Source organism: Kolteria novifilia (genome assembly GCA_007748055.1).
GTDB lineage: Bacteria > Planctomycetota > Planctomycetia > Kolteriales > Kolteriaceae > Kolteria > Kolteria novifilia.
In genome coordinates this window covers 3,293,056-3,306,647 of the sequence record CP036279.1, presented here as the reverse complement: position 1 = coordinate 3,306,647, position 13,592 = coordinate 3,293,056, and the positions used below count along the sequence as shown (strand labels likewise).

Genomic DNA, 13,592 nt, shown 5'->3' with positions numbered 1-13,592 from the left:
TTGAGGTTGACGTGGAAATCCCAGGTAACTGTTAACCAGCTTCGCTGATCGGGAGGGGGAGTGGTTGGTTTGGCACGTGGGATGTGAGGGCGTCGAGGGCGTCGAGGGCGTAACGGAAGACGTTCAGGCCGTTGTTCTGCCAGGTGCGGACGATTGATTTGGCCACCCAATCGTATCGACACGGGGATCAATAGACGGTGTCGAAGAGGTCGTAGTAGATTAGGTCGTAGTGGCCGGCGTCGACGCCGCGGTGCTGGAAGTTCCACCCGTTGTAGAAGTCGTACGAACTCCAGAAGATGTCGCTGTTGCGGAGGATCCCGTACTTGTACTTCCACTTGACCCAGTCCTCCATCGAATCGATCGCCTTGAGTTCTTGGAGGAACGCGGGGGCGTGCTCGAGGTCGACCTCCATGAAGAGGTTGGGGAAGTCGCCGACCAATCCGTGATAGACACTCATCGTGTTGTACTTCGGTTGGTAGGCCCCGTTCTGGTCGAAAATGATGTCGTTGAAGTCGTAGCTGCGGTTGGCGACAAGCGTGTAGAGGGCATCGTCCTTGCCGTCGGTGACCTTGAGGAAGGTAATGCTCGGCAAGTCGTACGTGAAACGGCTGTCGGTCTTGAGCGTCAGGGTCGAGATGGCGCGGACGAACTCTTTCTGGGAAGTGATCGGGGCGCTAAGGTCGACTTTTGGCTTCCGCACCGGATTGAGGAAGTCGCGCGGGCCACTGACTCCCTCGGTCATCCGCAACTGAATCTTGGTCAAGATCGCCGACATCGGGTCGAGGTTGTCGATCTCGACGCTGGAGGGAGCGTTCTCGCCGGGGAACGGCATCAACCATAGGAGCGCTCGGCCGAGCCCCTTGGTCCAGCGGTCGCGGAACTTTTTGCGGTCGCCGGCGGGCAACAGCCGGAGAAAGTCGTCCTCGAATTCCTGCCGTAAGTACCCCATGAACTGCCAGGTGCTGACCTTCTCGGCGACACTTCCCCAGTAGGTGTAGTCGGCGACCAGCGAGTAGTAGAGCCGCTCGAACCCGCTGTAGTCGATCAGCCAGAGCGTGGGCGGAATCCCGCCACGACGGCCCTGGAGGACCGAGGCGTTGCTTTCGTTGCGGAGGATGGTGAGCCAGGCGTTGGGGTTCTTCTGGTCGCCGTTCCAAATGTCGTCGACGCTGTAGCCCTTCGGCTTGTACTTGCCGAGCATCTTGGCGTACGCGTCCTCGTAGGCCTGGTTCCCCCAGACCGTGTAGTTCATGAAGTCCCGGTAGGAACTCATGCCCAGTTTGGGGTCCAGGACGGACGGATCGGACTCCGGCTTCACGAAGAAGACCCAAAAGTTGTCCTTGATCGCGTAGGTCGCGGTCTGGCCGAGGCAAACCGGTCCCTGGATCATGCCGCTGACGATCAACTTCGAGTTCTCGAGCATGAAGCGAGACCGGCTGGCGGCCGGGATGGCGGCGAAGACCTCGAAGGGATTGTGGCTCTCGTAGCCCGGTTCCAGGGTCTTCCCTTCAACGTAGGTCACGTCGAAGAAGAGTTCCTTGAGCCTGGCCATCACCGCGTCGTCGAGCGACCAGACGAAGTGCGCCTTTTGTTCGTAGGCGGTGCGGCGTTTATAGAAGCGGTAGTAGAACCGCTCGATGTCCGGGTTGATGTAGGGGTCGTCGTAGGGACGCTCGGTCACGATCTCTTCGATCGGTTCGCCGGGGGGCGAAACGGAACGGACCATCTTGAAGTACTGCCCAGGGGCGTCGTTGAAGTAGTAGGTAGCGAGGAAGGTGTGCTCGTAGAGATAGCGGCTGACGAGTCGGGACTTGGGGCTGTCCTGGTTGAGGAACTTCTCCCACTTGTCGATCACCTCGGGATGGGAGACCTTTCCGAGCGCGGCGAGTCCCTCCTCGGTCGGGCCCTTGGCGCCGGCGAGAATCCACTGGGTGATGGTGTCGAACTTGTCGGCGGAGATCGCGGGCATTCCAAATGGCATGCCGGCGTTCGGATGCGACTCGAGGAACTCGGCGAGTTGCGAGGAGTCGGGGCAAGCGTGTTGGTCTTGCTTGCGATAGAGGGGCTCGAGGGGCTTCCGAGCGAACCCCGGCTGATTGTAGTTCTGGCCCGCGCTGAGGAGTCGAAAGAGAACCGATCCCTCGAGTTTCTCCTTGTCGTTCCCCTCGCGCTGGATGACGGGATGAAAGCCCTCCTTCCGCCATTGCTCGATCGAGGTCTGGTCGATCAGACGAATCGGCCGTTCCCGAAAGATGTGGGCTCCGTCGGGGTTCCCCTTGCGGGCTCCTCGGTTGAGTCCCGCGAACGAGGTGAGGCGCATCAAGCACGGGGAGGTGGTGCAACCATGGCAGGCGATACAACGGCTATTGAAGATCGGTTGGATCTTGGTCAGGTAGACGTCGCTCTCGGGAATCCCCGGGGAGTTTTCGACGACGATGGTGGGATCCACCACCTCCGGCACGAAGGGGGCTGGGGTCCAGAAGAGGAATGAGCCGTAAATCCCAACCCCGATCAGGAAGCTCGCAATCACCAGGGTCATCAGAATCCGATGGTGCCTCATTTGGCCTCTCCGTCGACTCGCGCACAGGTTCCAGGCGCAACCGTAAGGAATCGGGAGGTCGATGTCCAAGGGAGAGTCGTGCGATTCCAGAGGGGCTGAAGGTTGGGCACTAGGGGAACTGGCACAGCCCGAGCGACCGACGTTCTTGCCCCTTTGCGATTGGAAGAGTTGACGCCGCGGAGCAATCGGTCCGCCATGCTGATCGGCTCCGTTTTGTTGTGAATCCGTGATGGTTTGGCGAAGAAGGGACGAAGAGAAGTTCCCACGGACACGTCAATGCATCACTCCTCGACCGTCATCACCATCGCCCCCTCTCTGCCGTAGCCGCCTCGTCGACAGCGTCGCCCCTATTTTCCCTATAGCCCCATTCCGTTCTACTTCATCGGCGCCGGGGTGAAGTTCTTCTTGCCTGGCCATTGCTCTCCAGTGGTTCGCGAATCGGTCGGCTTCGCGCGGAGCGTCCTTCTCGCGGTTGCATCGTTCTTTTGCCAGGGCTATACCGCAGGCGCTTCAACGAACGGCCTCGCCCGGGCCCTGGGGAACGGACCATCACATGAACTTGCAGCTCTTCCGAAAACCAAGCGTCTGGATCGCGCTGGCCCTCTTCGTCGGCGTCGCCGTCGGAGCGCCGGTCACCTATCACAAACTGTTGCGTTGGAAGAAGTTCCGCGTCGTCGAGCAAGACATTCTCTACCGCAGCGGCAGCCTGCGACCCTGGCAACTGCGCAAGGCAATCGATCGCTACGACATCAAGACCGTCTACTCCCTCACGCACACGCGCCACCTCGAGGAACAAGAGGTGTGCGACGAGAAAGGCGTGAAACGTTACTTCTGCTATCTGCCCGGTGACGGGGTTGGCTCGGATGACCCGTACCTGCGATTCCTCGAGGTGATCGAGGATCCGCGCAACCACCCGGTCCTTGTCCACTGCTCCGCGGGTGTCCAGCGCACCGGCGGCGCCGTCGCCCTCTACCGCATCCTATTCAACGGCTGGGAAGCCGACGCGGCGATCGAGGAGATGATCGACCTGGGCAACAAGGGCCGACAGACTCAAATCGAGCAGATCAAGCGAATCGCCGAACGACTGCGTACCTCCCGTCTCGTCCATCAGGACGACTCGCCCGAACGCGAAACCTACTGATCCAAGGATGCCATCGACATGGCAAGGAAGCTTCGAAATCTTCTGCTGATTCTCCTGGCGGTCGCGCCCTCCTTCTACGCGCTCGATTGGGTGCTCAACGCCTATCGCTTGGAGCTCGTTCCGAAGAACTTCACGACCGTCAAGACGGGTGTCCTCTATCGCTCGGGACAGCTCCGCGCCGATGACTTCCGAGACGTCATCGATCGCTACGGCATCAAGACCGTCTTCGCGCTCAACCCGAAACAAGCGCCTTACGAGGCGAAGATCGCCAAGCAGCTCGGCGTCCGTTTCATCGAGTACGAGATGCCCGGCAGCGGCCAGGGAACGCCCGAGCTCTTCCACGAATACCTCGACATCATGAGCGATCCACAAGCGCAACCCGCATTGGTGCACTGCGCCGCGGGGGCCTACCGGACCGGCGCCGCGGTGGGGCTCTACCGGATGCTCTACGACGGTTGGACACTCGAGGACGCCGTCGCCGAGATGAAGTACAGCGGCTTCGCCGGCCAGCAAGACCTGATCGATCACGTTCAACAGACCTTCGACACGATTCCCCCTTCGCTTCGTCGGAAGATTGCCCAAGGAGAGGAGACCGATGAGTTCCGCCGTTGATTGCACGACCGAACCCTCGTCGACACCGACCACGAGCCAACGCCTCTTCGGCGGCTTTCTGTGGATCGCGACGGCGGCGGCCAGTTTCTTCGTTCTCTGGTGGGGCTTCGATGCCGGCGACGTGACATCGACCGAGGCCAGCTACCTACTCGCGCATCCAAGCGTCGTCGGCGACGGCGGCTCGCTGCCCTGGTACGGCGCCATGTGCGAACGACTCGGCGGGAGCGTCGGCGTCGCGGCTCCCGAGGTGGGCCGTTTCCTTTCGGCGCTCTCCCTGACGATCCTAGCCTTGTTGATCGTCGGCGTCATCGCCCGACGATTGGGACTCGAGGCGGCGCTGGTCGCACTGGTCGCGGCCGCTTGTTCCTTGCCGGCGTTTCTGCTCAGCACCCAAGCGACGCCCGACGCGTTGATCGCCCTGGTCATCGTTGGGGCGCTTCGACTCTTGCCCGTCGTGGGCGGTCCGGGCCGCATTCTACAGACCTCGTTCGGCATCGCCTTGGTCTGTCTGGGGGCCGCGATGCTCTGGTGGGGCCGGGGGCAACAGCTCGTGACCAACCCCTCGGACGCGATCCTGCAACCGCTGATGTCGCTGCTCTTGTGTCTTCCTTGGCTGCTCGCCCTCGTTCCTCTCGGCACCGCCTCGTTCTGGAAGAGCAATACGCCGGGCGAACAGCGAGAGATCATCCATGGCTGCGCTCTCGTCGGCACCGGGCTCGTCCTGAGCGCGTGCTTGCGACAGGCCCACCTGGCGGGAAGCCTGCTGACCGCCGTTGGCGTCGCGAGCCTCGTGTCGGTCTGCTGGCAACGCTGGCGGGAGGGAACGCTCGGCGAGAACGCCTCTCGGCTACAGCGTGGCGTGATCACGTTTCTCTCGATCGGGGTTCCGGTCATCGCCGTGATCGCGGCCGCGATCCGCATCGGACTGATCTACAACTTCATGGAACGGACGCAGGCGGTGCTCGTGGCCGGGCTGGCGGCCCTCACTTTTCGCGCGTTCCTTGGCACCAAGCAGTTCCGCCAGGTCCAGTTCGCCCCGATTGTCGCGATCTTCGCAATGACGAAGATCGTCTACGTCAACGCCTACCTGCCGGAGCGGGACCAATGGTTCTCGCCGAAGCCCTACGCCCACGCGGTCGGCCGTCTGCTTCCGGGCGACGCGACGCTCGCGACCGATCTGCCGGTCGATGATAGCTATCGCTATTACCTCGAGCGGCCGGTCGTTGCCTTCACCGGGGACAGCGCCGAATCGACCTCGGTGCCGCCGACGCACGCCCTGCTCGTCGACACCCAGTACCAGAACCTGAGCGAGCAACAGCGCGAGCGTTGGCAGTTCGTTCGCTACCTCTACGATCGCGGTACTCGCCGGCTCGTCCTGCTTCGCGAAACGACCGACGTCGCCGCGACATCACTTGAACGGGGAACCGAGACCCGATGAAGAACCCGACAACCGACGGGGTGGCGTCCCCACCGTGGTACGCGAAGCGATCGTTTCACGTGGTGGCGCTGGCCATCATCGCCATCGTCGTCGTGATCGAGGGTCTTGTCTGCGTCTTCGCCCGCGAGAACGACTACGCCTGGCACTTCCGGATGGGCAACGGGTTCCTCGCGGGAGATCCCTACCGGAACCTGGGCTCGTGGTACACCGTCGGTCGGGCGATGCTCGACGGGATGATCGCGGTGCTGCCCTATCATGCGGGACGGGCGCTCTGCTACCTATCGGCGGTCGCGATGACCGCGCTCGGCTTCTCCCTTTGGCATCGCATGGCGCAGTGCTATCGGCCGACGGCGAAAGCGACCGCGCTCGCGGCCGCGATCCTGACGTGTGTGCTGCTCTTTCCCTACATCATTCGCGATCTCGACGATGCCGGCCCGCAGTTGACGCTCCTTTTTTTCCTCACGATGGGGGCTTGGTGCGTCCTCCATTCGCGATCGCTCTTCGCGGGCGGCTGGTTGGCCCTGGCGGCGACCTTCAAGACGACGCCGGTCCTCTTCCTGCCGTGGCTGATCTATACCCGGCGTTTCAAGGCGGCGGCTTGGATGGCGGCCTTCCTCGTCGCCCTAAACATCTTCCTGCCGTCGCTCCACCTCGGGTGGCCCGGCATGCTTCGATCAAACAGCGAGTTCTTCCAGACGGCGCGAAACTCGCTCAAGAACGACGATCCCTCCCAGAACGCCGTCGAACCATCGCGTCCCCAGAACCAAAGCCTCACCATGGCGATCGCCCGCTACGCGATGACCTTTCCCGAGGGGCACGACCTGAAGGTCGACCACCCGCTCTACATGCAGTTCGGCTCCCTCAGTCCCGCTTCCGCCGGCATGCTGACCAAGGGGCTCACGTTGGCTCTCTTGGGAGTCTTGGCGTGGCGTTTCCGTCGGCGTTGGGGGCAAAAGGAAGGAACCGAGGATATAGTCACCGAGTGGAGTGGGCTGATGGTGCTCTGTGCCCTGCTCTCGCCGCTCTGCTGGCTTCAGCATCTGGTACTAATCATTCCCTCGATCTTTCTGTCAATTCGAGGCTGGCTCGCCGATCGCGACGAGGGCCGGGTTCATCCTCGTTGGCGGATCGCCGCGTTGGTCTTCATCGGCGTGGTCGTCCTGCTCTTGCAGCGTGACGTCGTCCAACGCGACCTGTCGATCCTGATCCTCTCGTACAAACTCGATACGCTCGTCGGCCTCTTGGCGATCCTGCTCGCGGCCACCCTGCCCGAACCGCAACCGACCGACGCGGATGTTATTCCCATGACACCCGATGCCAGGCACCTCGTCACGCGCACCGCGTGAGAGCCGATCCCGCTTGCCCACTCCTAGGACCTCTCCTCGGAAAGAGGTCGGCGAACTCAGTGAGCCGGGTGAGGGGAACAACGTCGGGTGCCACCGGCTGCTCGCCAGCCAGTGAGTACGGTTCGTACACTCATTGGCCGTCCATTGGCGTTTGACAATGCACGATTGGTGGTTCATCTCTGGTCATCCGGCAATTGGGCTGGCTATGGACCACCACGAATGCCGGCAATTCGGCACTGGCTGACAAGCGGCCAGTGGCACCCTCATGTCATCTCGAGATAGACGCACCGCTCGCCATTGCGCGTGGAGAATGCTCGATCGCTCACAGCCCGCGCCAACCGCGGGTTCGGTCGACGGCGCTCTTCCACTGCGCCAAGCGTTGACGACGGGCTTCGGGCGTGATCGCGGGATGAAAGACCCGGTCCTCCACGTACTGTCGCTTCACGTGCGCCAGGTCGGTCCAGAAGCCGACCGCGAGCCCCGCCATGTAAGCGACTCCGAGCGAGGGGGTCTCGAGAACGGAGACGCGCCGCACCGGCATCTCGAGCATGTCGGCTTGGAACTGGAGCAAGAAGTCGTTCGACGCCGCCCGACCGCCGACACTGAGGCTCGCGAAGGTGGTGCTTAGGTCCCCTCCCATCGCCTCGATCATGTCGTTGGTCTGGAGCGCCAGCGACTCGAGCGCCGCCCGCGCGATGTGCTCGATCGTCGTCTCGCTGGTGAGCCCCAAGATCGCCCCCCGCGCGGAACCATCCCAGTGCGGAGCCCCCAGTCCGACGAACGCCGGCACCAGGCAAACGCCTCCCGAGTCGGGAACACGCTGAGCGAGCGTTTCGATCTCCGCCGATCGTTTGATGAAGTGCAATCCGTCGCGAAGCCAGCTCACCACTCCGCCAGCGACGAACGAGATCCCCTCCAAGCAGTACCGAACCTCCCCGTCGATCTCCCCGGCGATAGTCGTTAAGAGACGCTCCTTCGAGAGAATGGCCGTCTTGCCGGTGTTGACCATCACGGACGATCCCTGACCGAATGACGCCTTGAGGGTCGCCGGCTCGAGGAAGGTCTCACTGAAGAGGCCGGCTTGCTGATCCCCCGCGATGCAGCCAATCGGAATCGGCGCCCCAAAGAGTTCCTTGGACGTGCTCGCGTGGATCTGGCTGGAAGGGCGAACCTCCGGCAATATCGCTCGGGGAATGCCGATCATCTCCAAGAGGTCGTCGTCCCAAGCGTGACGGTGAATGTCATAGAGGAGCGTCCGGCAGGCGTTGGTTGGATCGGTGACGTGGAGCTTGCCCCCCGTCAGTCGCCACAGCAGGAAGGTGTCGATCGTCCCGAAGAGGATCGTGCCGTTCTCCACCCGGGCGCGGATGTCGGACGACGTGTCGAGCACGTGGCGAACCTTCGTTCCCGCGAAGGTCGGGTCGATCGTCAGTCCGGTCCGCCGATGGATCTCCTTTTCGAGACTCTCGGAACGGAGCCGGTTGCAGACCGGTTCGCTGATTCGGCTCTGCCACGCGATCGCCTGGGTGACCGGTTTGCCCGTCGTGCGATCCCACAGCAGTGTCGTCTCCCGCTGATTGGCGATCCCGATTGCGGCGACGTCGGCCGCGGAGATCGACGCTTTGGTCATGACCTCCTTGGCGGCACGGACGAGCGACGACCAGATCGTTTCGGGGTCTTGCGTGATCCATTCGGGGCGAAGGTGCGTCGACGGGACATCGACCGCGGACGAGGCGACCGGTCGCCCGTGACGATCGAAGAGGATCGCCCGGCTTACCATGGTGGCTTGATGAAGGGCGAGGATGTATTTGCTCATGGGGCCGCGTTCCCTGCGATCGGGCTCGGCGCTTCCCTGACGCCGTTTCGCAGCGTTCTACGGGTTGAGGAAGGTTGGGGCGCGATTTTCGCGTCTCTCGAGGAGTGAAGTTTTCGTGAAGAAACCGTGAACGCCTCAGACGGCGCCACGGCTCACATCTCCGCACTCTCTCGGGTGCCATGCCCACGCTTGCGTGGGCATGCTCGGAAGACCCACGCTTGCGTGGGCATGCTCGGAAGACCCATCTCCGGGTGGCCAAGATTGCTCCGCTACCAACCCTTTCAACGTCACTACGGAAGGGGGGGCCACCCCCGGAGAATTGGGGAAGTAGATCGGCAATGCATCAGCTGCGGAGCAGCGCAGGTCAGTAGCCAGGGGTGACAACCCCTGGTGAACGAAGGATTTGGATCGAGCCCCGAAGGTGGCGACGGTAACCTTCGAACGACCTGCGCCCCTTCGGGGCTTCGTGGATCGACCTGCTTCCTTACCAGGGGTTGCCACCCCTGGCTACTGACCGCTGCCGCTTCGCGGCATAAGAGGGGATGCAGTCAATCGGAGACAGCGCGTCAAGACAGGTATCACAACCTGCGTCGCTTTGGGACGTTGCGCCCTGAATCATTCTGTTCAATTCAACGCGCGCCGATGTTGAATGGGTTGGTAGCGGAGCAATCTGGGCCACCCAAACGGGGCTTGCGGTCCAAATGAATGCGTTCTTGAGGGACGGCGGTTCTCCTCGAGACTTCCCACCGACTGCGTCGTAGAACGACGCCTCCGAAATCCCCTCTTCCCGGCAGAATCTCCGAACGCTCTGCCCGCTCTCCTCTTGCCGATGAAGGACCTTCCGCCAATACGCTTCCTTCTCCGGGCTGCGATCTCGCATCTTCCGCCTCGCGATAAACCAGGGCCAACCAGCCCAAGCCTACCGCAACCCACAAGACGCCACCGTTGCAACGCTCACGGCCATGCTTGTCAGGATGCAGGAGTACCTTGGTGTTCCAGTGGTTTCGATCGCACCGGGGACGCAGCGGATTGAGAAGCGGCGCCTCGCGGAAGCGATCGTGAACTACGAGGATCTTAAGCGAGCGTTCCAGGGCAGCGAGTGGACGACGTTCTTCGAGGATTAGCGATCATGTCCTCGCGATGAGCGACTCCATGTGGTCGGCCAGGCGAGTACCGGAAGCTTCTAAGTCCCAGTCGCGGTACCTCTCGGCGATGCGTTCGGCCTCTGCGGTGTATTCATCAGAACCGAGGATCATTTCCATCTTGCGGAAGATGTCGTTCGGTTCTGTCCCCGAGACGACCAGGCCGGCTCCCCGCTCGACGATGGGGGCGGCGCACATCTCTTGTTCGAGACTCAGTGGGAAGTTGAGGACCGGTTTGCCGCCGAGGACAAACGCGGCCATCGTCGCGTGATTCGCGTTGAGGATCGCGAAGTGGCAGTCGCGCCGGGCTTGGGCGATGTCGACGCGCTCTTGCTGAAAGTGGGTGAGCGTTGCAACGGTGGCGTCTTGTGGATTGCGGTAGGCTTGGGTTGGTTGGCCCTGGTTTGTCGCGAGGCGGAAGATGCGAGTTCGTTGTGCGGAGAAGGAAGCGTATTGGCGGAAGGTCGTTCGTCGGCAAGAGGAGAGCGGGCGGGGCGTTCGGAGGTTCTGCCGGGAAGAAGGGATTTCGGAGGCGTCGTTCTACGGCTGGCGGCGTGAGCTACAGCGACGCGATCGACAAGAGAAACGGTCGACTGCGGTCGATGGCGGTGGAACGTGTCCGTCGCCGTTCGTGACGTTGCGGGTGGCCCCGCCGTCGATGAGCGTGATCGAGATCGTTCACCCCCGAGGCTACATCGTGCGGGCGCCGGCCCAAGTCGACTGCGACGCCTTGCGTCAAGTGCTTGCCGCCCTCGAGAGCGTCGAGGAGGAGTGAGCATGTGGTCGGTCCCTCATCAGGTGCGGATCTTTCTGGCCCGGGAACCGGTCGATATGCGTAAGAGCTTTCACGGGCTCATCGCCTTGACGGAGTCGGTGCTCGAGCAAGATCCGCTTTCGGGCCATTTGTTCGTCTTCATCAATCGCCGCCGGGATCGCCTCAAGGTGCTCTATTGGGGCGGCGTCGGCTATTGCATTTGGTATCAGCAGTTGGAGGAAGGAAGCTATCAGCTTCCCGACGTCCAGGCGGCCGACGACGAGGCTGGCCTCGAGATCACTGCCGGACAATTGTCACTCATCCTCGAGGGTATCGACCTTTCCTCGGTTCGTCATCGCAAGCGCTTTCAAGTCTCCGATCGACACCGTGACACGCCGTCGTCCCGTCGTTCGTGACTTCCCCTCGCTCTTTCCCGAATGATGTGCGCCGCTCCGCGGAGCCAGGACGCGCCGCTGCTCCTTCGAGACGCCAGTTCCCCGTCGCGGCGGCGAGAGCCTGGAAGCCATGGGACGGCACGCGACCAAAACCGAGTCTTGTCTTCGGTTGTCCTCGGACCCAGGGTTCTTCGCTTGCCAATCTCGTTGGACGATCGACCCTGGCGTTCTCTTCGCGAGCGACAACGATGTCATGGTGATGGCAGCGACGAGGCGGACTCGCAGGCTCTCTCGTCATTCCGTCGAAATCGCTGAAACTGCTCTGGCGCCTCCGATGTCGACGTGCTAGGGTGTCCCCGCGACAACTGAGATCGGTTTGATGGACGCCTTCGACGTGAACCTCCCCCACGATATCGACGCCTGCCACGAGTTGATCCTCGAACTCGATCGGGAGCGCCGACGGCAAGCCGCCGTCATCGCCCAGCAGCAAGAGACCATCGCCCAGCAGCAGGAGACGATCGATCGCTTGCAGAGCGACGTCGACTTGCTCAAGCGGACCTTGTACGGCCGGCGGCGGGAACGCTTCGTCGACGATGCCCAGCAGGGGCTTTTGTTCGACTCGACAATCGTCGGGGCGGACGACGATTCAGGCTCCGGCGACGACGAAGAGAGCGATGACGACGAACCGTCACCGGAACGCCGCACCAGCAAGGGACGCGGCCGGCGTCTCTTCCCCGAGTTGCTGCCGCGCAAGACGGTCCGCCACGAACTCGACGAGCACGAGGTTCCCGAGGAGCTGAGGAGCGATCCGGCCGCCCGGCGGTTCTTCAAGAAGACCAGCGAGCAACTGGAGTTCACGCCCGCTTCGATCCATGTGATCGAACATTACCAAGAGGTGATCGTTCGCGACGAAGCATCGGGCGAGACGACGATCGTCTCGGCAACGAAGCCGCCGCAGTTGATCGACGCTTACGCCGGCCCCGGCTTCTGGGCTCATCTGACCGCCAGTCGCTTCGCCGACCATCTGCCCTACTACCGACATGAGGACATCCTCGCTCGCCACGGCTGCCGCATCGGCCGCGGCACCCAACAGCGTTGGCTCTTCGCCCTGGCCTTGGCGGTCGCGCCGTTGGTCGAACTGATGCGTCGGCTGGCGTTGCAGTCCGAGGTGCTGGGCTGCGATGAAACGCCGGTCAAGATGTTGGCGGGCGAGCCGCCTGGCTGCACCAAGACCTATCTCTGGAGCACCGTCGGCGACAATGCCCATCCCTACGACTGCTTCCACTTCACGCCCGACCGCAGCCGCGATGGTCCCGACGAGTTCCTCGCCGGCTTCCAGGGTTACTTGCAGTCGGACGCCTACACCTGCTACGAGCGAATCGCCGCGGCGGACGACCGGATCGTCCCCGTCGGCTGCTGGGCTCATGCGCGCCGTAAGTTCGAGGAAATCCACTTCAGCGCGCCGAGCGTGCGGACGCACACCGCCCTCGGCTACTTCCAGCGGCTCTACGACATCGAAGATCGCGCCCGTGACAGTAGTGTGTCACAACGCGGCGCCCTGCGGCAACGCGACGCCAAGCCGATCGTGACCGAGTTCCACCAGTGGCTGCTCGAGCAGTACGAGCGGGAGCTTCCGAAATCGAAGTGGCGCGCCGCCATCGCTTACATGACCAACCGGTGGCAGTCCTTCACACGCTATCTCGACCATGGGGCGATTCCCATCGACAACAACCGCACCGAAGCGGCGCTGAAGTACGCCGTCCTCGGCCGCAAGGCGTGGCTCTTCTTCGGCAACAGCCAAGGAGGCGAGACCGCCGCCACCTTCTTCACCCTGACCAAGAGTTGCAACCGCCATCACGTCGATCCCTTCGCGTATCTCCGCGACGTCTACACCCGCCTGCCGACCACCCCGGCTTCGGATCTCCCTTCGTTGCTACCCGACCGTTGGATCGACGAGCACCCCCAGCATCGACTCCAAGAGCGCGCCGACGAAGCCCGCCAACGAGCCGACCGCAAACGCGCCCGCCGAGCCCAACGCCGCGCCCCTGCCGCCACTCCCCGTTGATCGGTGACCGGTCCCCCATCGTCATCGGCTCCTGCTTCCCCCACACGCCACCGTTGCAACGCTCACGAAAGTGGAGCGTTCGCGAGGCGTACTTCTGCTGGATCGAGGAGGAGATGCCATCGGGATGGATGACGGTCGGCAGCTCGAGCTTGTTGAGGAGTTCCAGGAGCGTGGGGAGCGACGCGAAGGGTTTCAGGTAGCCGAAGACCCTGGGGCGATCGCCGGGTGGGCAGGCGGGAGGAGCACCCGGGACCAGCGGCGAAAGCCCCCAGTAGGTGGCGCCCGCGCGATCCTGGTAGTGGTCCATTTCCTGGAAGGTGATG

At 62.7% G+C, this 13,592-nt stretch carries 12 protein-coding genes; 8 read left to right on the top strand and 4 right to left on the bottom strand.

The window, feature by feature from the left end; genetic code table 11:
- Positions 1 to 187: 187 nt before the first annotated feature.
- Positions 188 to 2,560, bottom strand: coding sequence for a fatty acid cis/trans isomerase (locus Pan216_RS12115; RefSeq protein WP_145258246.1), 2,373 nt, complete (start codon positions 2,558 to 2,560; stop codon positions 188 to 190).
- 553 nt (positions 2,561 to 3,113) lie between these two features.
- Here Pan216_RS12115 and Pan216_RS12110 point away from each other — a divergent pair.
- The 4 genes from Pan216_RS12110 to Pan216_RS12095 are packed head-to-tail and all read left to right on the top strand — an operon-like array spanning position 3,114 to position 7,097.
- Positions 3,114 to 3,701 carry a fused DSP-PTPase phosphatase/NAD kinase-like protein gene (locus tag Pan216_RS12110; RefSeq protein WP_145258245.1) on the top strand — a complete coding sequence of 196 codons (588 nt, stop codon included), beginning with the start codon at positions 3,114 to 3,116 and terminating at the stop codon, positions 3,699 to 3,701.
- Positions 3,702 to 3,719: 18 nt separating this feature from the next.
- Positions 3,720 to 4,313 (top strand): fused DSP-PTPase phosphatase/NAD kinase-like protein, encoded by a 594-nt coding sequence (locus Pan216_RS12105; RefSeq protein ID WP_145258244.1) that lies wholly within the window; start codon positions 3,720 to 3,722, stop codon positions 4,311 to 4,313.
- The gene (locus Pan216_RS12100) at positions 4,297 to 5,751 is read left to right on the top strand and encodes a hypothetical protein (RefSeq protein ID WP_145258243.1); all 1,455 of its coding nucleotides are present in this window, start codon (positions 4,297 to 4,299) and stop codon (positions 5,749 to 5,751) included. Before Pan216_RS12105 ends, Pan216_RS12100 begins: the two co-directional genes overlap by 17 nt.
- Entirely contained in the window at positions 5,748 to 7,097 is a 1,350-nt protein-coding gene (locus Pan216_RS12095) for a glycosyltransferase family 87 protein (RefSeq protein WP_145258242.1), read from the top strand. Before Pan216_RS12100 ends, Pan216_RS12095 begins: the two co-directional genes overlap by 4 nt.
- Positions 7,098 to 7,419: 322 nt before the next feature.
- Here the strand turns inward: Pan216_RS12095 and Pan216_RS12090 are convergent, their stop codons facing one another.
- Positions 7,420 to 8,913 carry an FGGY family carbohydrate kinase gene (locus Pan216_RS12090; protein ID WP_145258241.1) on the bottom strand — a complete coding sequence of 498 codons (1,494 nt, stop codon included), beginning with the start codon at positions 8,911 to 8,913 and terminating at the stop codon, positions 7,420 to 7,422.
- Positions 8,914 to 9,397: 484 nt separating this feature from the next.
- Positions 9,398 to 9,793 (bottom strand): IS66 family insertion sequence element accessory protein TnpA, encoded by a 396-nt coding sequence (gene tnpA, locus Pan216_RS28305; RefSeq protein ID WP_419193567.1) that lies wholly within the window; start codon positions 9,791 to 9,793, stop codon positions 9,398 to 9,400.
- Positions 9,794 to 9,875: 82 nt separating this feature from the next.
- Here tnpA (Pan216_RS28305) and Pan216_RS28300 point away from each other — a divergent pair, with 82 nt between their 5' ends.
- Positions 9,876 to 10,037 carry a hypothetical protein gene (locus Pan216_RS28300; RefSeq protein WP_419193566.1) on the top strand — a complete coding sequence of 54 codons (162 nt, stop codon included), beginning with the start codon at positions 9,876 to 9,878 and terminating at the stop codon, positions 10,035 to 10,037.
- A 3-nt stretch (positions 10,038 to 10,040) separates the two neighbouring features.
- On the opposite strand, the gene Pan216_RS12085 is transcribed toward Pan216_RS28300, so the two are convergent.
- Positions 10,041 to 10,316, bottom strand: coding sequence for a glycosyltransferase family protein (locus Pan216_RS12085; protein ID WP_145258240.1), 276 nt, complete (start codon positions 10,314 to 10,316; stop codon positions 10,041 to 10,043).
- A 160-nt stretch (positions 10,317 to 10,476) separates the two neighbouring features.
- Between Pan216_RS12085 and tnpA (Pan216_RS12080) the strand changes: the two genes are divergently transcribed.
- The 3 genes from tnpA (Pan216_RS12080) (at position 10,477) to tnpC (ending at position 13,269) form a co-directional block, all read left to right on the top strand.
- Entirely contained in the window at positions 10,477 to 10,830 is a 354-nt protein-coding gene (tnpA, locus tag Pan216_RS12080; protein ID WP_145258235.1) for an IS66 family insertion sequence element accessory protein TnpA, read from the top strand.
- 2 nt (positions 10,831 to 10,832) lie between these two features.
- The gene (gene tnpB / locus Pan216_RS12075; RefSeq protein ID WP_145258239.1) at positions 10,833 to 11,225 is read left to right on the top strand and encodes an IS66 family insertion sequence element accessory protein TnpB; all 393 of its coding nucleotides are present in this window, start codon (positions 10,833 to 10,835) and stop codon (positions 11,223 to 11,225) included.
- Positions 11,226 to 11,583: 358 nt separating this feature from the next.
- Positions 11,584 to 13,269, top strand: coding sequence for an IS66 family transposase (gene tnpC / locus Pan216_RS12070; RefSeq protein WP_145258238.1), 1,686 nt, complete (start codon positions 11,584 to 11,586; stop codon positions 13,267 to 13,269).
- Positions 13,270 to 13,592 lie beyond the last annotated feature (323 nt).